This is a genomic window from Paenibacillus sp. FSL L8-0663, from assembly GCF_038008125.1.
In the GTDB taxonomy this organism is placed as follows: domain Bacteria; phylum Bacillota; class Bacilli; order Paenibacillales; family Paenibacillaceae; genus Paenibacillus; species Paenibacillus polymyxa_D.
Map to the genome: position 1 here is coordinate 3757407 of NZ_JBBOYM010000001.1, position 19013 is coordinate 3776419.

Genomic DNA, 19013 nt, shown 5'->3' on the forward strand with positions numbered 1-19013 from the left:
CTCTCCCTAGCTATATAACTACAGCTGTACACTCTCTCCAGCTTCTAAAAAATACAGCCACTTCTCAGCAACCTTTTTGCCTGTAATTTCTTCGATCACACGGGCATACAGCTCCAATTGAAAACGATATTGGTCTGTTAAATGGGACAGTGTACGATACTCAGATATCCGATCTGTTTTATAATCCACCAGCACGAGTCCTTCGGGAGTTTCAAATAGACAGTCAATAATGCCGTTCATCAGCACTTTATCTCCGTCCTGTCCACCTTCCGAATCTGTTTCTTGTCCTGGTGACATCGATGGTAAGCTGTGGTTCCAGTAATCGTTTGCCCGCATGGTATAAGTAAACGGAAGCTCTCTTTGAACATGCGATACCCCCAACATTCTGCTACCCAGCTCACTAGTGAAAAAGCGTAATATTTTATTCGTATCTAGCGCCTTTGCATGGACATTCAGTAACATACGCTGATTGAGCAAACGAGCCTTTGTTTCCTCAATAACTTCGGCGCTCATCCCCCCATCTAGTGGCAAATGCAGCATCAACGTATGATAGACCGTTCCTCGTTCCGTTGGAGTCAGTCGCTGATTCCCCATAAACTTAGGTCTGCGCAAGTGTAATTGACTGCCCCCAGTGTGAGAATCCTCCCGATCCTCCGGTAACTCTGTTAGTACGGAGGTAGATAGATTCAACCAGTCTTCCGATCCCATCTCCTGCATTTCCAGCCATCTTTTCATCTCAGTAACCGATGTATTGGCTGCCGTCTTGCCGGCCCGCTCATACGGATAGGTCCAGGAAAGAGCAGCTTCAATGTCCGTTTCACTCTTTTCGTTCAAGTCGATTAGCTCCGCATTTCTCAGTGCTTCTGTCTTTTTTTGGCGCTCTTCGCCCGACACCTCTTCCTCATGATCTGAGTTCACACGAGAGCCGGAAAGTGTTTCCGAGGCCACAATTTTAAATAACCAGTCTGTTCCCGGCATATGTTCCAATTTGTGATAGTACCCATCTTGATCACCTGCCGCTTCCCTCAACAAAGTAGCAGAAGGATGCCGAATCAAAGCGGGACCTACCCAGTCCAGATAGCTGCGGCCTGCCGCCAGCATATAGTCTGGTAAGACCGTTTCCGTATGCTCTTTGGCACGTGCCCAACCCGCTGCGCGTGAAGCTAGATCCTTCACGGTTCCGGTCATAATCAGCTTTTCACGCGGCCGTGTAAGCGCCACATATAACACCCGCATTTCCTCAGCCAATAGCTCCAGCTGTGAGCGTCGGCGGATCGCTAAATTGGGCAGCGTAGGGTAGCTGACACGATTTTGTTCCTCCACATATTTAGGACCAAACCCCAACTCCTTGTGCATAAGAAACGGCGCATTGAGATCCTGTTGATTGAACATTTTTGCCGTCCCGGCTATAAACACGATAGGGAATTCAAGTCCTTTACTTTTATGAATGGTCATAATGCGGACAGCTTGATCGGGTTCGGTCCCCCCGCTAATGGATCCTAAATCACCGCCTCGCTCCCGTAGACGGGAAATGAAGGTCAGAAATCGGAACAATCCTCGGTTGGACGTTGAAGTCTCATACTGTCTCGCTCGGTCATATAGCGCCCGCAAATTGCTTTGACGCTGTGAGCCGCCAGGCAGTCCACCGACCCAATCCAGATACCCTGTTTCCTCCAGCACATTCCAAATCAATGCACTTAAGCTACCTTGTCGGGCTTCCTGCCGCCAGGCTTCCAAATTATGCAAAAATGAACGTAGTCGGGCAGACAACGTATTCCCGTTATTTCTATTACCAAAGTCAGATGAAGATAAAGAGTCCTTAGGGAAAAGATCCAACTCCATGATGTCAGCAGTGGTCCCTTTTTCGCTCTCCTTCAGTGGGTCCGCCTCTGCCGCCGCCAGCAATGCGCCATAAAACAATCCATCCGGCTTTTCCAACCGAATTTGTGCCAGTTCATCTTCGGTCAAGCCGACAATCGGCGAACGAAGCACGGATGCAAGCGGGATGTCCTGCTGTGGATTATCAATAATGTGCAGCAGAGACAACATTACCTCAACTTCCGTTGCTTTAAAAAAGCCTGTCGTCTGCTCCCCGGAGGCCGGAATGCCCTCAAGCCGCAGTTCCTCTACAATTAGGGGGGCCCACACGCTTGCCGAACGAAGCAAAATGACGATATCGCCGTAGATTGCCGGGCGCATCTCTTTTAATCCTCTGTCGTAAATCAACAGTGGTTGTCCGGTATCTCCGGTCAGTTCTTTAATCCGTTGCGCAATCGCACGAGCCTCTAACTGTGCCGTTTCCAGTTCCACAAGCTCAGCCAGCTCACTTTCCTGAAAAACAGATTCGTCCTCCGTTTCGGACAGCTCCGAAGCCTCGGAAAGACCATGGCCACCCTTATCTACTAACAGCAGCTCAGGTGCGTATACAGATGCGGTGTCTTGATCCGACGGGTCGGGATAGGATGCGCCGTGTACCAGCCACGCTCGTTCATCGTACTCAATTTCCGCCACATCCACACTCATAATCTGGCGGAACACCAAATTGACCGCATCGACAACTTCCTCCCGACTGCGGAAATTACGCGCCAAATCAATTAAAAATCCATCTTCCTGCTCCTGCATGCCGTACCGTTGATACTTATTCAAAAACAGACCCGGCTCCGCCAGCCGAAACCGATAAATACTCTGTTTCACGTCGCCCACCATAAAACGGTTACCTGGTTCCTCCCGTGATACCAGCCTAACGATATCTTCCTGTACGGTATTCGTATCCTGATACTCATCTAACAGCACCTCGTCGAATTGCGCCTTGTATTCGAGCGCAGCGTCGGAAGGTAGTAGCTTGTACGGAGTAGAATCGGGATGTCGTAATATTTTCAGACAATAATGTTCCAAATCCCCGAAATCCACCAACCCTTTTGACTGCTTGTGCTGTTGAAAACGTTCCCCGAATACAATCACGGTTTCTACCAATTCGTCCATCAACGGAGCTGCGGCGTGTAGCTCCTCCCAATAGGCTTCTGCTCTCCTGCCAAACAGGGAAGCCTTCATATCTGTAATCATTTTTTTGGCTGCTTCGCGCAGCGTCTTAACCCGTTCCTGCAATGCAGGCTCAGTCTGATCTTTTTTGACCGGCTTGAGCTTACCGAAGGCAGCTGCCTGAAAATGATCATATAGAGATGCCCACGGCTGTGTCTCCAATTCCTGCAGCAATCCCTTCACCATCGCCGTATCCTCTTGCAGCGTCACTGTATAAGGTGCAGGACCGCCGGGCTGCATAGCAGTTTCATGCGCCTGTTCCAGCAAGCTCGCTGCTCCGCGCAATGAAAGTGCAGCATCCGCCAAAATGCTGCGAACCCAAGGCGTCTCTCCGAGAGCCGCTACATCCTGCACACGAAATGCAGTTGCTGTCTCCCGCAGCCAATGCTCCGGCCAAGGATGACTTTGAGAAAAATCATACAGCCGCTGAACAAGCACATACATCGCATCATCGGTGCGTTCTCCACTAAACCAGTCGACTAGTCTGCGGAATGTACTGCCTTCATCATGAGCCTCATATTTCTCCTCAAACAGTTCTTCTAGAAGCTCCTGGCGCAGCAATTCTGTCTCATGCTCATTCATAATCCGAAAACCAGGATCAAGGGGAATGGCCTGATAATGCCTGCGGATGACCTCCATACAAAATGAGTGAAGCGTCGTAATCGAGGCCTGATTCAGCAACGATAGCTGACGGCGTACATGTTCACTTTCCGGTTCCTGCTCCAATACACGTTCCAACGCTTCGCGTATCCGTTGACGCATTTCGGCGGCGGCTGCCTTCGTAAAGGTCGCTACCAGTAACCGATCCACACTGAAGCCAAGCTGTGGATCGACAATTTTACGAATAATACGCTCTACAAGCACCGCTGTTTTACCAGACCCCGCCGCTGCCGCAACCAGCATGTTGTTACCAGATTCCGAAATGGCACGCCACTGGTCATCGCTCCACATACTGCCTTCCGGCTTCGGTAAACCTTTAATGTTTGACATGCCTATCATTGGTCCATTCCTCCTTTCCCTTCCTGTGTATGACCCAGCAGATTCCAGATCTGATCCTTACCGGGTTTACCCCATTGATTGTAGCCACTGCCCTCCAGACTGTCGTCAAATTGACAAACAGGCTTAAAAGAGCAGAAGGTACAAGCCGTCTCTTGCTGGATACGATACGGTTCAATGGCCACATCGCCCTCTGTCATCCGTGTACCAATCGTCCGAATATTATTACGCACCGAAGCTAGCAGGCTGTCCCACTGTTCTGGCGAAGCAACCGAAGCACTGCTATAAAAACTGCCGTCTGCTTTCACCGCAACAGGTAAAATAGAGGAATATCCCTTGTCCAATGCTGTATCCATTTGTCCAACTACATCCCGATCTGCAAGCAATAATCCCTTCATCTTAAAACGTTTCAAAAGCTCCTGACGGGCCTGTTCTGCGCTAAGACCGTTAGGCGACTGCAACATCGGATTGTGGACGTGAAAATATAGGGTACCCGCTGGATAAGCTGTCTCGCCCAACCATTCCTCCGCCGCATTCAGCAGCACGTCCAGGTACGTGAGCATTTGCAGAGACAAGCCATAGTACACTTCATGCAGCTTGAGATCCTTTTGGCTGGATTTGTAATCGATGACACGCAAAAGTAAACCTTTTTCTCCCTCTGCCACATCCACACGGTCAATCCGTCCGACAATTTCCATCACAACACCGTTATCTAACTGGAAGCTTAATGGAGGAAGCTGCTGACCCGGCCCAAAGTCCAACTCCAGCCCAATCGGCTCAAAGCTACCTCTTCGCGCATGTTCACCTAAGATCAACGAAGCACGGCTCACGATGTCTTTCAATTTACGTAAAATGTAGCCATACCGCTTGGAGCTCATTAAAATTTCGCCTTGCAGACGAGGAGCCAAACGCTCCACTGTACTTTCCGCCTCTTGTCGGCATTCCTCGGTGCTGAGACTGCCCCAGCTGACATTGCGATTACGCAGATTGATCGCCATCTCTCCAAGCGCTGCATGGAATAATTGTCCGATATCCGGGGCCTTCAGGCGATACATTTGACGTTCCTTCAAACGAAGACCATGAGAGGCAAAGTGCGAAAATGGACATGCCACAAAACGTTCCATACGAGATACGCTGGTACGCAGCTTGCTGCCGTACAGACGACGGCTCGTTTCCTTCTGCATTTCGGCATGGTTCTCGTAAAAAAGTGAGGTCAACAGCTGACGCAGCTTGTCCTTCTCACGCCCTTGCTGGCTGGCATACCAGTTATATACCTCCCACCAAGGAGATAAAATGTCACCGCCACGTCGCCATTGTCGTAATTGCGCAATAAGCTGCGGCAAAGCCTCGGACGGATGAGAAGCATACTCCCATTGCGTCGTCCAAGCATCCCCAGGCAAAGGGTATCCAGCCAGTGGGCGTTCGTCCAGACTAGGAAACAATTGCCGCACATGTCGTACTAACTCAGACGGCAACAATGACTTGCCTTCTTCATCAGTCACGGCATAGCTCATCCACAGGCTTCTACCGGCTGAAGTAAGGGCCGTATAAGCGAGAAAACGTTCGTCCAGCAGACGTCTTGTCATATCCGGCGCCAGCTCTACGCCTCGTTCGTTTAATGCCGTACGCTCCTGCTCATTCAGCACACCGTCCTCATGGAACACAGCCGGCATCACACCTTCGTTCATACCTAGCACAAAAGCATGTTGAATACCGGTCACACGTGTACGATCCGTGTTTCCGACTAGAACCTGATCCAGAGCTGGCGGAACAAGTCCCATACGGAATTCAGCCAATCCCGTTTCCAGCACACCCGCAAACAAAGAGGTATCCAGCCTCTCGTCACCCATCATTTCGACGATTTGATCCAGTAGTTCAAGCACTGCATCCCATACCTGACGATGCTCCTTGGCCTGCTCAGGATTTCCTGCTTCCTCTGCCTGATGAATGAAGGCGTCCAGCTTGTGGCCAATTTCTGCATCCTCCAGTAACAGATATACCGCTTCACACTTCTCAAGTGCAGTTCGTGCCTTGCCCACACGTTTCTCAAACGCACGTAAAGGCGTCACGATTACATCCCGACACAGCTCCATCAAATCCAACGTTTCATCCCGCCTACGGTTCCGTTCCTGCTCCTCCAGCTCCAGTGACAAGCTGGGCACAGCCTGCCACGGGCGACCGTCTGTCCAACGGCTACCTTGTATTCCGCAGGCCAGTACATAGTTTTCCAGACGATCCATCTCCTCGCGGCTCACCCGACCATCCAGCGGCAGGAGAAGATCTGTTTTGACCGCACGGAATACATCCTCATATCGCCAGCGTCGCTGCACGATATCCAGTGAAGCCCGAATCAATTCCACTAAGGGATGATGCAATACACTTCTCCGCTGATCCAGAAATACTGGAACCTCATATTGTTTGAATATCGGTTCCACCCATGACTCATAATCTTCAATATGACGCACAAACAAGGCCATCTCCCGATAACGCGCGCCCTCATCTCGGGCTAAACGACGCATTTCGCGTACAGCCCCTTCCAACTCAGCGCGGCGATTCGCTGCAGCATACAGTTTTATGCCTTCCGGCTGTTCTTCTGTCCACTGCTCTCGTAGCTGCTGCAGCCGCATCCGTTGTTCCTGATTCCGTAACCCTGTACGATATTCAAAGTTAGCCTCCAAATACGCCAACGCCGGACGCTCCTTAAATCTCGGCGGCGGATCAGGGCGAAGTAATTGTGTCTGCGTCTCTATCATTAGCTCGTCTGCCATTCCTTTGAGCTTTACATACGTAGCCGCCGAAGGATGAAACAAATCCAGCTCATGCGGAAGCTGTCCGTTCTCGTAGCTGCGGTTGCAAGTCAGCGCCACCGTCAATGAAGAGGCATGCAGCATAAGCTGCTCCACAACCTTATATTCATGTGGTGTAAACCTACGGTAGCCATCCATCCAAATATCTGCCCCACGCACAAGGGAAGACTCAGCAATCTGTTCTGCCAGCATGCGCAGCGTATCTTCACCATCGATATATTTAAGCGTCAGCTCTCGTTCAAAATCCTCATAGATTAGACTGATATCTTTGAGCTTGCCGCGCAAAATCGGAGTTGACTCTCCTGCAGCGTTCATTCGCTCCAGTTGCTCGGGTACAGACCGAGTATCATTTCCATACTGCTTTAGCTCCGTAAACAATGTATTCAACCGATCCACAAAGCCGAGCTGGTCTCCCGAATCCTTAAACAAACTCAGTTCATCCTTGCGACGACGAATAATTTTATATAAAAGCATCTTCTTGCCTTCTTCCGTTACAGGCACCAGCGCTGAACCCCCAGTTTCCTGCATAACTAAATAGGCAAGACGGTGAAATCCCATCACTTGGGCGCGCACCGACCCCTGAATACCGTTTCCGGCTTCTGTAAGTAACGCATGCTCAGAAGCAAATGACGATTGCTCCGGTACAAGTAACAGCATAGGCTTACCTAGCGGCTCCTCGCGTAACATAGACGTCATTTCATTGCGGATTAACGTACTTTTACCACTCCCAGAGCGGCCAATCAACAAACGGACCGACATGATGCGGCCTCCTTTCCAACGAACAACATTCTATTAAACAGTATAGCATATCAGGCAAGAGAGAAAAGAACGTACGTTTGCCATGTTGTAGCAATTCTTTCTCCCTCTAAAAAATAAATCAGTCCCGCAGAATGGCTTGGTGCACGCCTTCTCTACAGGACTGATTTATACCTAAAACGAGTTTATTTTACCTATTTAATCACCAAAAGGGCGATTGACTTTGACTTTGTATGAAACTACAACTGTGTCCGGCTGCGCACCTCAAAGATGGCGAATTTCAAGTAATGGCCTTCCTCCACACCCAAAATTTGAGGATGGTCCTTACCAGCTGCTCTCCAGTCTACCAGACGAAGGATTTTGCCGGCATCTGCCGCTGCTTCCTTAATGGTGTCCAAAAACAACTCCGGCCGCATGTGGAACGAGCAACTCGCTGTCACCAGATAGCCGCCCTCATTAACGAGCTTCATCCCGTGCAGGTTGATATCTTTATATCCACGTGTAGCCCCTTTGACAGCGTTCTTCGTTTTGGCAAAGGCTGGCGGATCAAGAATGACCACGTCAAAGGTGCGTCCGCCACCCGCTGTCAGCGGCTTAGACGTATCTCCTTTGCCCCCGGCTCGTGCATTGCGTTCCTCTACACCTTTCACCTGATTACGCAAATATTGAAAAGCATCGTCGACGACAAACTCGACGCGTTCCTCAAAACCGTTCAGCTTGACATTGTCCCGCGCACTTTCAATCGCATGCTCAGAAATATCAAGACAAGTTACTTTTTTAGCACCATATTTACAGGCATTGAGCGTAAAGCTTCCCGTATGTGAAAAACATTCCAATACGGTTGCGCCGTCCCAGAATGGGAATTCAACAACCTTACCACTTTTATTCACTGGCTTCATGACCGTTGTGGTAGCGTCCCCTGAGTCTGTAGCAACTTCTTGTAGCGTAATTCCACTACGTGCTCCCCAACCTGTCATCAACGGTGCTATGGCCGCACGATTTTCACGCTGGTCAAAGAAATAACCCGTCTTCTGGCCCTCTACGATATCAACCTTGATGTGCAGGCCATTTTCCGTCACCACTACATGACGCGGGCAATCACCGTACAAAGGACCCTTCGTTTGTTTCAATCCTTCCAGCTCTCGGATGGATACATCACTGCGCTCATATATACCAACAGGACCCAATACTTCAACGAGCGCATCCCTGATTTCTTCCCTGCGCCGATCCATGCCAAGCGTTAACAGCTGCACAACCAACACATCACCAAAACGGTCTACAATCAGTCCAGGCAAAAAATCAGCCTCACCGTACACCAACCGATAAGCGTCTCCCCCGGTCACAAAACGTTCGCGGTGCTCCAGGCATTTGCGAAAGCGTTGGGCAAAAAAGTTTTGATCCATTGCTTCTAGCGGCTCGTAGGACATCACACGCACTGTAATTTGTGAAGCTGGATTATAGTAGCCTGACGCCAAATAACGCCCCTGATGGTTAACGATACTGACCAAATCGCCTGCCTCTGGCTCCCCTTCGATCTTGGCTATTTCGTTTTTAAACACCCAAGGGTGTGCGTGCTCCAGCCTTTTTTTACGGCTGCGTTCTAATATTACTGAAGGCAAAATCCTTCACTCCTATTCTTAAGTTACTCAAAGTCCTTAAAAGTGCGGTGTTCGATGGGGCGCGGCTCCGCGGATCATTTGATCTTACGATCGCTGTTGCACGGGGATTCTTTGGATTTTATAAATGATTTTAATGGTAAGAATCCCCCTAGGTTTATACTTCCGAAGCAGCTTTCCTTTGGAAAGCTTTCAGGCGAACGCTCTCGCTTCTCCAGATTCAAATGATCCGCTTCGCTACTGCCCGCCTGTATATCGGCGTCACGCTTTTAAAGCTTGTGAAGATACTACAAAAATTATCGTTTTCCTAAAAAGAGCTTAGCCATGCTTGTCATGGCTGTCCTCGACAGATCATAGGCTGTTACATAAGTATTTTCACCTAGAAAAGGGGGCTATGCCCGTGCTTATACATGTTATACTCCCGCTGTGCGGCGGACTGTTTATTTTTTTGGGCGGGATGAAGCTGATGGAAGCAGCCCTCCGGCATTTGGCCGGCCCCTTCCTCACCCGTTGGCTGAACCGCGCCACCGTTTCCCCTTGGCGGGGTATGCTGTTCAGTTCAGGCATTACCGCCCTGTTGCAAAGCAGCACCGCTGTAACGGTGCTGACGATCGGACTGGTCAACGCCGGGCTGTTGACCTATGGCCGCACGCTCGGCATCATTCTCGGCACCAATATCGGTACCTGTCTCACCACCGAGCTGATGGGGCTCCAGCTTGGCAAGCTGGCTGTTCCGCTGCTCTGCGGCTCACTGCTCTGCTGGAGCGCCGCCGTACTGTGGGGAGAATCCGTCTCCGTTCGCCAGTACGCGTCTGCCGGAATTTCACCCGGCTCCAATGGGCTTAGCCGTCCGCAGGCTGCACAATATATCAGCCTCGTATTTGCTGGATTTTCGCTGATTCTGGCGGGTATCCGCGTAATGCAAACGGTCGGCCCATGGATTGAGCAGGCCGGACTATTCCGCTGGTTTCTTGATCACGCTGCGGCCAACATGTGGTGGGCCTTCGCTGCGGGTGCCTGCCTGACCGCACTGGTTCACAGTAGCGCAGCCGTTATTGGCATGGCGATCAGCCTTGCCGCTGCGGGTGCCTTGCCAGCCGATGTAGGGATCGCCATCGTCATCGGCTCCAATGTAGGCACCTGCGTGACCGCCCTGATTGCCGCTGTTGGCGGCAGCGTGTCCGGCAAATTTGTAGCCTGGTCCCATGTGCTGCTGAACGTAGGCGGAGCCTTGCTCTTTATGCCGTTGATCCCTGGGCTAGAAATGGCCGCCGCCTGGATATCTACCGAGCCCGGAGCCAAGGTAGCCCATGCCCAAACCCTATTTAACGTCATTAGCTCTCTACTGGTCTTGCCTCTGTGCTACCTACCTGTATGGACTCGTTTAGAGGATCGTATATCTCCCCACAGAATCAAACGTTAATTCCTAGCATGGACAGCGCCTTGCTCAAAATGACATCATTATTGTCATATCCGCCCTGGCGCTGGAGAAGCCATGCTTCCTCAGGCTTATGCCATGCAACTCCCTTAATTTCTTCGATTTGTGCCTGTAAATCCCCATCTAGTGCCTCTACAAGATAATAGTGTACTTCTTTATCCACTTCCCCAAATTCCGGATGCTGATACGTATAAGCAATCATATCTACATGCTGGATAATCCGCCCGTTCAACCCTGTTTCCTCGCGAATTTCACGTAAAGCCGTCTGTTCGATTGTTTCTCCCAACTCCATTTTTCCTTTAGCCAAGGATACCTTGCCATATCGGTCAGTAATGAGCTGAATTTCAAGCTGCTCCTCCTGTTTGCGAAACACAACACCGCCTGCGGAAATTTCCTTTTTTGCTGCCATCCTGTAATCTCCCTTCCTTGCGCAACAAGGATTCCGTCCTCTCTGTAAGGAAAGGCGAAATCCTTGTTTGCCATCTCTATTGCCTTTTCAGGCTTTTTTTGTTCTTACAGAGCTGTTTGCAGCCCATTCTCCAGTACGCGAACCAATTGGCCTTCACTTTCATTAATGCCTGCCTTCGTTAGCTTCACGCGGCATACCTTGCCAACCAGATCCTCAGTACCTTCAAACGCCAGTTGAATATAATTGTCACTATATCCATGGAGTATGCCGCTATCTTCGGTCCCTTTCGGCGCAACTTCCGGAATGACCTCCAGCACCTGACCTACAAACTTCTCAGCATACGCCAGTTGCATTTGCTCTGACAGTTGTATCAGCTCATGCACTCGTGCATTTTTCACGTCTTCGTCCACCTGATCCTCCATACGCGCCGCAGGAGTTCCACTACGCTTGGAGTACGGAAACACATGCATTTCCGAAAAACCGATTTTTTTCATCAGCTCATAGCCATTGCGGAACATTTCATCCGTCTCCCCAGGGAAGCCGACAATTACGTCCGTTGTAATCGCAACATCGGGCATTGCTTTGCGAATCATAAGCATTTTGTTATAAAACTCTTCTGTGGTGTACTTACGACGCATCCGTTTCAATACAGTGTCGTCCCCCGCCTGAAGCGGTATGTGAAAATGACGAACCAGCTTGGTGGAACGGTTCAGTACATCAAGCATTTTTTCATCAATCTGGCTGGCTTCAATCGAACTGATGCGGATACGCTCCAGCCCTTCCACCTTCTCCAGATCCCACAGCAGATCAGATAGGTCATAATTATCCATGTCGTCACCATAACCGCCAGTATGGATACCAGTGAGTACTATTTCCTTGTAGCCTGCGTGTACCAGTTGACGCGCCTGTGCAATAATGCTCGCAGCGTCACGACTGCGGGATAGCCCCCGCGACCATGGAATGATGCAGAAGGTACAGAAGTTATTGCACCCATCCTGAATTTTCAAAAAGGCCCGAGTATGATTAGCAAAATCAGGCACATCCATTTCCTCAAATACACGCGTTTTCATAATATTGCGCACGGCGTTCACTGGTTGACGCGTCCCTTGAATTTCCTGCACAAACGGAATGATTTTGTCCCGATCTTGAGTCCCGATAACGAGATCAACGCCAGGAATATCCATAATTTCGGCAGGAGAAGTTTGGGCATAACAGCCCGTCACTGCAACAATGGCATCTGGATTCCGGCGAATCGCGCGGCGAATGATCTGACGACTCTTTTTATCACCGGTATTCGTAACGGTACATGTATTAATAAGATAGACATCCGCGGTCTGCTCATCAAAGTCCACCTGTTCATAACCTTCATTTTTAAACAGCTGCCAGATCGCTTCTGTATCATAAAAGTTTACCTTACAGCCCAATGTGTAAAATGCCACTGACGGCATATTAAACCCCTCCCATTTCTCCTGTCTCATATAAAATGCAAGCCAATGCAGCCATTCCTGCGGTCTCAGCACGCAAAATACGTCTTCCCAGTCCTGTAGACTGGGCCCCAGCCTGCTCGGCCTCCAGGCTTTCCGCTTCAGTAAAGCCGCCTTCCGGGCCTACCACCAGCAGAACACGCGGCATGTCCGTCGACGCCCATTGTCCTACCAATGGCTGGATTACATCCCGTAGCTGCTGACCCTGCTCTTTTTCATAACAATAACATATCAAATCATACCCAGCAAAAGAAGCCAGAAGTTCTTTCCACGTCATTGGCGCACTAATTTCTGGAATCCGGTTACGGTGGCTTTGTTCAGCCGCTTCCTTCACAATCTTGCGCCAACGCTCCAGTCGCTTGCCTTCTTTTTTGGCATCATACTGCACGACCGTACGCTCGGACAAAAACGGTACAAACCCGGTTGCTCCGATTTCTGTACATTTTTGCATCACCGTCTCCATCTTGTCTCCTTTAGGAAGACTCTGAGCGATGGTGACCTGCACATGCGGTTCAGAGGTCATCTTCAGCGGCTCAATAATCGTCGCCGTAACATGATCCTGCTCTATCGTATCCAATGCAGCCAGTGCTTCCCTAGATACCCCGTCACTGACTATAATTTTGTCACCACTACGGCCCCGCATGACTTTAGCGATATGCCGCGCGTCCTCACCCGCAACAATCACGTGATCTTCTAGAAATTGCTCTGCCGGAATAAAATAACGCTGCATTCTCTCTCACACCTATTCCTGGATTTTGCAAAAATCCTCATTCTAAAAATAACTGTTATCCACTAATGTTCCGTACAAAATCCGAATAAATCACCAAGCAACATCATATCATCTTTTGCGCCTGTATGACCAGTCTGTTCACTCTTCTATTCAAGGTATACCTACCATTCTCGTAAAAAAAGGAGCCCTTAGGCTCCGAACAATCCAGTGATATAAAAAGAGAACTGCAAAAACTGTATATAAATCATCTGGGCCAGCGTGTAAAGAGGTTCAATCGTTACAACTCGAACCTGTGGAATGACCAGGATAAGCAGAAAAATAAAGATCGACCACTGTTCAAACTGCTGGAGTTTGCGACGTACAGGAGTGGGGGCCACATCTTCCACAATCCGGTATCCATCCAGTGGAGGCAGTGGGATCAAATTAAAGATAAACAAAAACAGATTTAAATTGATCAAAGCATTGATAAACAAATAGATTGCTTGAGCCACCCGTTGGTTCTCCATCCCCGGCAATACTTGAAAATGAAGGAGCACGGCATAGATTAAAGTAGTAACAAATGCAAGCAGCAGATTGCTGAGCGGACCCGCAGCCGATACAATAATGCCCATGAGGCGCGGACGACTAAAGTTATCACGATTAACCGGAACTGGCTTGGCCCAGCCAAAGCCTCCGATCAGCAGCAGTAGCGTACCCAGCAGGTCAATATGCACTGCCGGATTTAAAGTCACGCGCCCAAGTAGCTTGGCTGTAGGGTCACCAAATTTATTGGCATAAAATGCATGTGCAAACTCATGAACCGTGAACGATATGATCACGGCCAGCAAATAAAATGGAAGAACATTTAAATTTACACGAAAAATATTTTGTAAAAAATCCATACTTACCTCTTTCTCGCCACAAACGCCAGCCAATCTTCATCCCGGCTTATTTCGGCAATCTCAAAGCCAGCTGCCTTCAACGCAGTTTCGACAACTTCTTCTTTGTTCTTCCAAATCCCTGAAGCAATATAAATACCACCTGGTTCCAGGGCTTTATATACATCGTCAATGAACAGCAAAATAATCTCTGCCAATATATTAGCTACCACTAGCTTGACGGGTAACTGGATACCCAGCGTTGGATCGCTTGCATTAAGCACCGATAGCAAATCACTTTCTTTAATGGTAATGCGTTCCTCCAGCCCGTTCAGACGCGTATTTTCCCGCGCACTGGATACTGCCACCGGATCCAGATCCAAGGCAAGTACATGCTTCGCTCCCAGCTTTACAGCTCCAATGGCCAAAATACCGGAACCCGTGCCGACATCAATGACTTCTTCCCCGCCCTTAATCACAGATTCCAGCGTTCTCAGACAAAGGGATGTCGTAGGATGCGTTCCAGTCCCGAAGGCCATACCAGGGTCCAGCTCAATGATTTTTTCCTCTTCACTCGCAGGCTCATAGTCCTCCCAAGTAGGTTTAATCGTCAGACGGTCCGACACACGCAAAGGCTTGAAATATTGCTTCCAAGCATTTGCCCAGTCATCCTCATCAACTGTTTTCAGTTCATACTGAACCTCACCAGGGTCAATATCGAAAGTTCTCAATTCTTTGACGCGCGGCTCAATTTGCGAACGAATACTATCCATGTCCACTTCTTCGGCAAAATAGCCTTTGATGATCGCTTGTCCTTCAGGTATGTCGTTCAAAGGTCGATCATACCACTGTCCATAGGACGTATCCCGCGGCTTGTTGAGCGAACCGGATTCTTCAATGGAAACCCCTCCTGCACCTGCTTCGTGCAGAAAATTCGAAATCATTTCGATGGCTTCTTCGGTTGTATGTATTGTAATTTCATTCCACAACATGGTTTTCATTTCCTCCTCATTTCACATGCATACATTACATTGTACTATATACATGCACAGGAGTTCAAAAAAGCTGGTAATCGTCCTTTTCCGATTTCTCCAGCCGGACTTGGAATTGCTACGACATCTGTATTTATTGATCCTGCTATTTCTGGTGCTGTCAACAACCGTGTAGAGTTAAAAGCCTCGATTGGACTACGTTTCGTCGGTGTCGGCAACATTAGAGTACTTGTACGTATATGGAGAGCCGGCAAGGAAATTTATTACGGACTGGAATCCAATGTCTTCGATAACAATATTATTCTTAATGTCGAAACGGTAGACGTTGCGCCTCTGGGCGTGCAAAACTACCAACTAATTATTGAAAATCAAACGCCTGCGACTACTGCTTTCGTCGCCGGTCCTCTTGTTTTTAGTGCAACAGCATACAGCGGATAATGAATAGAAAAAGGAAAGAACACAAATAAAACGGGCTATCCCACAAATCATCCTATTGATGGAGATAACCCGTCTTATTAAATTCTACTCATTGTCGTTTATGATACGCTGCTGACGACGGTCAGCTCCTTCGCTACGCCGGATCGCTTCCAGATCCTCAGCATCTGCCTGATCTGCTGAGAACTCAACATCTTCATTTTTAGCAGATTGCATGCGTTTGATTTTCTCTGTTTTGGTTAGCACTTTATCAAACCGTTTGTTTTTAGACATCGGTCACTGCCCCTTCCAAACTTTTCACAGCATTCCACCCGCTTGTTCCACGATGGACATTGCCTGATGATGAATGGATTCATCCACCACAGCAGTCAACAAAATATCGCGGCCTGTCGGTCCGCCCTGTCCTCCATCACTCATGCCACTGGCGGACGGATCAGCCGCAGCCAGTATTGCTGGAGTTGCATCTGTAAAGTCCACGCCCTGTGTCAATGAGGACAAGCTGCTAATCTGTCCTGAAAATACAGGCAATCCGGCGTTGCCAGTAGACTGCCGCGGATACCGGCTAAATCGGTCTATCGACACATCGGCTGCCCGGAGAGCTTCCAGTTTTCTAGCAGCTCCCTGTGCTTCCTCAGGACTTTTGAAATACGCCAAAATATTTTTTTCGCCCATCTCAAAATCTCCCTGTGTAGTATTGAGCGCAACTGCTCTTCAAGAGCATAGAGCGTTACGCTTTGTTATATCCTGCTCATTGGCACGATTTTATATTCCGACGGATGCAGACGATATCAAGAACAGTAGGCCAAGACAGTGAACCAGAGTTTGTGAAGAGCATAACTTTTACGGGTGTAAAACAGCTGCTGGAGCTTCACCTGACTTAGCTACTCCTGTCTCCCAAGCAGCGCGAATAACTGCATCCCGTACCTTTTGAACCACCTTCGGATTAAAGACATTCGGTATGATATAAGTTTCACTTAGCTCCTCAGGACAGATCGCATCAGCGATGGCAAGTCCGGCAGCTAGTTTCATTTCCTCATTAATCGTCGTAGCATGACAATCTAGAGCACCCCGGAAAATTCCCGGGAAGCACAGCACATTGTTAATCTGATTTGGAAAATCGGAGCGGCCAGTAGCGAGCACACGTACATAAGGTGCAGCTACAGCCGGATCGATTTCCGGAATCGGATTCGCCATGGCGAACACAATAGGATCAGTTGCCATGCTCTGTATATCCTCTACAGTCAGTATGTTCGGGCCTGACACACCGATGAATACATCAGCTCCCACAATCACCTCGGATAAACTCCCACTTAAATTGTGCGGATTAGTCATGTTCGCATACTCTGTCCAATGCGGATTACTGTACTCCACATCACGGTGAATAGCTCCCTGTCGATCAACGCCAATCAGATTGCGCACACCTGCCTTAAGCAGCATACGGGAGCAGGCCATACCCGCTGCACCGATTCCTGCAAATACGACTTTGACATCCTCCATTTTTTTGCCACATACCTTTAATGCATTGACCAGACCCGCTAACACAACGACTGCCGTACCATGTTGATCATCATGAAATACTGGAATGTCCAGTTCCTGCTTCAACCGTCTCTCGATTTCAAAACAGCGTGGCGAAGATATATCCTCCAAATTAATGCCGCCAAAAGCAGGAGCAATCATTTTAACAATTTGAACAATTTCATCAGCGTCCTTCGTGTTGAGACAAATCGGAAAGGCGTCGACACCTGCAAATTGTTTGAACAACACCGCTTTACCCTCCATTACAGGCATAGCGGCCTCCGGTCCGATATCTCCTAATCCAAGTACCGCGGTTCCGTCTGAAACGACTGCTACTGTATTCTTTTTGATCGTTAATTGATACGCTTTGGCTGGGTCATTGGCGATTTCCATACAAATTTCAGCTACACCCGGCGTATACACTTTGGACAACCCTTCCATCGTTTCAATTGGCTTCTTTGGTAAGGTCTCCATTTTGCCACCTGCGTGTAATTCTCTAATTTCATCTATTAAACTGCTCATATTTTTCTCCATCCTTTCATGTCTCTATTTGGATATGAAACTCAATCCTGTGTATAAAACTCATCAGCTCCATAATTGGAGTAACAAAGTTGCTAAAATGACCGTGCCTGCCCCACCAATACGTGTTGCAATTTGCGCAAAAGGCATCAGTTCCATCCGATTGGACGCAGACAGAATGGCTACATCTCCCGTGCCCCCTAATCCACCGCGACAACTGGTCACCAAAGCAGCTTCTACGGGATACATGTGAATCCATTTTCCTGTGAAGTATCCTGTAACAATCAATGCAACTACAACAGATGCGCAGGTGATGGCATAAGGAACCGTTAAGATCCCAACCACACTATCCAAAGGTACATACAAAATACCCAATCCCACCATCAAGGGCCATGTCAGACTTGCCGTTATACACTTGTATAAGTGAAAAGCTCCCTGCTCCAATGTGTTCGGCATAATCTGAATGCACTTAATTAACGCAGCCGCCAGAATCATGAGGATCGGACCTGGAATATGGAGATACGGCTCCAGCAACTTACCCACAATAAAGAAAGTGCAAGCTAACAGCAGACCTCCTCCCATCAATGGAAAAGAAATCGATTGTTCCAGACTTGCCGGGGCTAGCTTTTCTGCACCTTTCTCCAGTTTCAATAACCTCCCGTTACCCGAAGTTTTTGGATTTTTCTCCGCTAATCTCTTCAGAATACCCGCACCTATGATTGCAACAATGTTCCCGATAATTGCAGCGGGGATAAATTGAGACACGAATATTGCCGAATCCTTGCCCAGCACCAATCCATACGAAATGGACAACGGTAAAATGCCTTCCCCAATCCCACCGGAGATAATCGGAATGATGATGAAAAAAAATGTATGATAGGCGCTATAGCCAAAAGCCATACCCACTATCATCCCCACGGCAACTGCTGCAATAGATCCTATAATAATGGGGGCGAAAATCTTGACAATTCCGTTCATCAGCATTTTCCGATCCATACCAAGAATACTACCCGTTACTAGACATGCGATGTAGAAGTAAAGAAAATTCGAGGTTTTCATAAGCGTGTGTACAGCACCCATCGCAGATGGACTGAACATATTCCAAAATACCATTAACGATGGAACCATAAGAGATAAAATGGCCGGCCCGCCAATATGCTTAAGCAACGGAAGTTTGGCCCCTAGATCACTGAGCAGTATACCTAAAATCATGATGACGGCAAACCCGCCTAACAGATCGTTCGGAAGTCTTTCAGTAATTGCAGCTGCATAAACAATCAGCGCGATCACGGCATAGAGCGGAAGAGGAATAACCCCCACCTTTACCCTGCCCAGCATTCTGATGCCATCTACAAAATTTTTACTCCATCTTTGCCCCTTCTGAATGACAGGCTGATTCGTAGCATTTTCCATAAGTCTC

14 protein-coding genes are annotated in these 19013 nt (G+C 48.7%); 2 read left to right on the forward strand and 12 right to left on the reverse strand.

The window, feature by feature from the left end:
• Nucleotides 1-18: 18 nt before the first annotated feature.
• The 3 genes from addA to MKY75_RS16420 form a co-directional block, all read right to left on the reverse strand.
• The gene (gene addA / locus MKY75_RS16410) at nucleotides 19-4038 is read right to left on the reverse strand and encodes a helicase-exonuclease AddAB subunit AddA (RefSeq protein WP_340885956.1); all 4020 of its coding nucleotides are present in this window, start codon (nucleotides 4036-4038) and stop codon (nucleotides 19-21) included.
• Nucleotides 4035-7601, reverse strand: a complete 3567-nt coding sequence (gene addB, locus MKY75_RS16415) for a helicase-exonuclease AddAB subunit AddB (protein ID WP_340885958.1) — start codon at nucleotides 7599-7601, stop codon at nucleotides 4035-4037. Before addB ends, addA begins: the two co-directional genes overlap by 4 nt.
• Before the next feature lie 236 nt (nucleotides 7602-7837).
• The gene (locus MKY75_RS16420) at nucleotides 7838-9217 is read right to left on the reverse strand and encodes a class I SAM-dependent rRNA methyltransferase (RefSeq protein ID WP_165149006.1); all 1380 of its coding nucleotides are present in this window, start codon (nucleotides 9215-9217) and stop codon (nucleotides 7838-7840) included.
• Nucleotides 9218-9614: 397 nt separating this feature from the next.
• Between MKY75_RS16420 and MKY75_RS16425 the strand changes: the two genes are divergently transcribed.
• Nucleotides 9615-10637: a Na/Pi cotransporter family protein gene (locus MKY75_RS16425; RefSeq protein ID WP_340887097.1), complete on the forward strand. Its 1023-nt coding sequence runs from the start codon at nucleotides 9615-9617 to the stop codon at nucleotides 10635-10637.
• Here MKY75_RS16425 and MKY75_RS16430 read toward each other — a convergent pair.
• From MKY75_RS16430 to prmA, 5 genes are all read right to left on the reverse strand, one after another.
• Nucleotides 10627-11061, reverse strand: coding sequence for an NUDIX hydrolase (locus tag MKY75_RS16430; RefSeq protein ID WP_165149003.1), 435 nt, complete (start codon nucleotides 11059-11061; stop codon nucleotides 10627-10629). The genes MKY75_RS16425 and MKY75_RS16430 overlap by 11 nt on opposite strands.
• A gap of 104 nt (nucleotides 11062-11165) precedes the next feature.
• Entirely contained in the window at nucleotides 11166-12509 is a 1344-nt protein-coding gene (gene mtaB, locus MKY75_RS16435) for a tRNA (N(6)-L-threonylcarbamoyladenosine(37)-C(2))-methylthiotransferase MtaB (RefSeq protein ID WP_103049601.1), read from the reverse strand.
• A 1-nt stretch (nucleotide 12510) separates the two neighbouring features.
• On the reverse strand, nucleotides 12511-13275 hold the full coding sequence (locus MKY75_RS16440; RefSeq protein ID WP_029515345.1) for a 16S rRNA (uracil(1498)-N(3))-methyltransferase: 765 nt from the start codon (nucleotides 13273-13275) through the stop codon (nucleotides 12511-12513).
• Nucleotides 13276-13463: 188 nt separating this feature from the next.
• Nucleotides 13464-14156 (reverse strand): site-2 protease family protein, encoded by a 693-nt coding sequence (locus tag MKY75_RS16445; protein WP_029515346.1) that lies wholly within the window; start codon nucleotides 14154-14156, stop codon nucleotides 13464-13466.
• A 2-nt stretch (nucleotides 14157-14158) separates the two neighbouring features.
• The gene (gene prmA, locus MKY75_RS16450; RefSeq protein WP_165148997.1) at nucleotides 14159-15124 is read right to left on the reverse strand and encodes a 50S ribosomal protein L11 methyltransferase; all 966 of its coding nucleotides are present in this window, start codon (nucleotides 15122-15124) and stop codon (nucleotides 14159-14161) included.
• A gap of 39 nt (nucleotides 15125-15163) precedes the next feature.
• Between prmA and MKY75_RS16455 the strand changes: the two genes are divergently transcribed.
• The gene (locus MKY75_RS16455; RefSeq protein ID WP_141695525.1) at nucleotides 15164-15562 is read left to right on the forward strand and encodes a hypothetical protein; all 399 of its coding nucleotides are present in this window, start codon (nucleotides 15164-15166) and stop codon (nucleotides 15560-15562) included.
• 84 nt (nucleotides 15563-15646) lie between these two features.
• Here MKY75_RS16455 and MKY75_RS16460 read toward each other — a convergent pair whose 3' ends face one another.
• From MKY75_RS16460 to MKY75_RS16475, 4 genes are all read right to left on the reverse strand, one after another.
• Nucleotides 15647-15832 carry a YfhD family protein gene (locus MKY75_RS16460; protein ID WP_029515349.1) on the reverse strand — a complete coding sequence of 62 codons (186 nt, stop codon included), beginning with the start codon at nucleotides 15830-15832 and terminating at the stop codon, nucleotides 15647-15649.
• Nucleotides 15833-15856: 24 nt separating this feature from the next.
• On the reverse strand, nucleotides 15857-16231 hold the full coding sequence (locus tag MKY75_RS16465; protein ID WP_069012560.1) for a hypothetical protein: 375 nt from the start codon (nucleotides 16229-16231) through the stop codon (nucleotides 15857-15859).
• Between the two features lie 168 nt (nucleotides 16232-16399).
• On the reverse strand, nucleotides 16400-17596 hold the full coding sequence (locus tag MKY75_RS16470) for an NAD(P)-dependent malic enzyme (protein ID WP_029515351.1): 1197 nt from the start codon (nucleotides 17594-17596) through the stop codon (nucleotides 16400-16402).
• A 63-nt stretch (nucleotides 17597-17659) separates the two neighbouring features.
• Nucleotides 17660-19006 carry a 2-hydroxycarboxylate transporter family protein gene (locus MKY75_RS16475; protein WP_340885960.1) on the reverse strand — a complete coding sequence of 449 codons (1347 nt, stop codon included), beginning with the start codon at nucleotides 19004-19006 and terminating at the stop codon, nucleotides 17660-17662.
• Between the last annotated feature and the right edge of the window lie 7 nt (nucleotides 19007-19013).

Bases quoted from the DNA above. Each gene is read 5' to 3' on its own strand.
- addA (WP_340885956.1), bottom strand. From the start codon at position 4,038: ATGATAGGCATGTCAAACATTAAAGGTTTACCGAAGCCGGAAGGCAGT.
- addB (WP_340885958.1), bottom strand. From the start codon at position 7,601: ATGTCGGTCCGTTTGTTGATTGGCCGCTCTGGGAGTGGTAAAAGTACG.
- MKY75_RS16430 (WP_165149003.1), bottom strand. From the start codon at position 11,061: ATGGCAGCAAAAAAGGAAATTTCCGCAGGCGGTGTTGTGTTTCGCAAA.
- mtaB (WP_103049601.1), bottom strand. From the start codon at position 12,509: ATGCCGTCAGTGGCATTTTACACATTGGGCTGTAAGGTAAACTTTTAT.
- MKY75_RS16440 (WP_029515345.1), bottom strand. From the start codon at position 13,275: ATGCAGCGTTATTTTATTCCGGCAGAGCAATTTCTAGAAGATCACGTG.
- MKY75_RS16445 (WP_029515346.1), bottom strand. From the start codon at position 14,156: ATGGATTTTTTACAAAATATTTTTCGTGTAAATTTAAATGTTCTTCCA.
- prmA (WP_165148997.1), bottom strand. From the start codon at position 15,124: ATGTTGTGGAATGAAATTACAATACATACAACCGAAGAAGCCATCGAA.
- MKY75_RS16460 (WP_029515349.1), bottom strand. From the start codon at position 15,832: ATGTCTAAAAACAAACGGTTTGATAAAGTGCTAACCAAAACAGAGAAA.
- MKY75_RS16465 (WP_069012560.1), bottom strand. From the start codon at position 16,231: ATGGGCGAAAAAAATATTTTGGCGTATTTCAAAAGTCCTGAGGAAGCA.
- MKY75_RS16470 (WP_029515351.1), bottom strand. From the start codon at position 17,596: ATGAGCAGTTTAATAGATGAAATTAGAGAATTACACGCAGGTGGCAAA.
- MKY75_RS16475 (WP_340885960.1), bottom strand. From the start codon at position 19,006: ATGGAAAATGCTACGAATCAGCCTGTCATTCAGAAGGGGCAAAGATGG.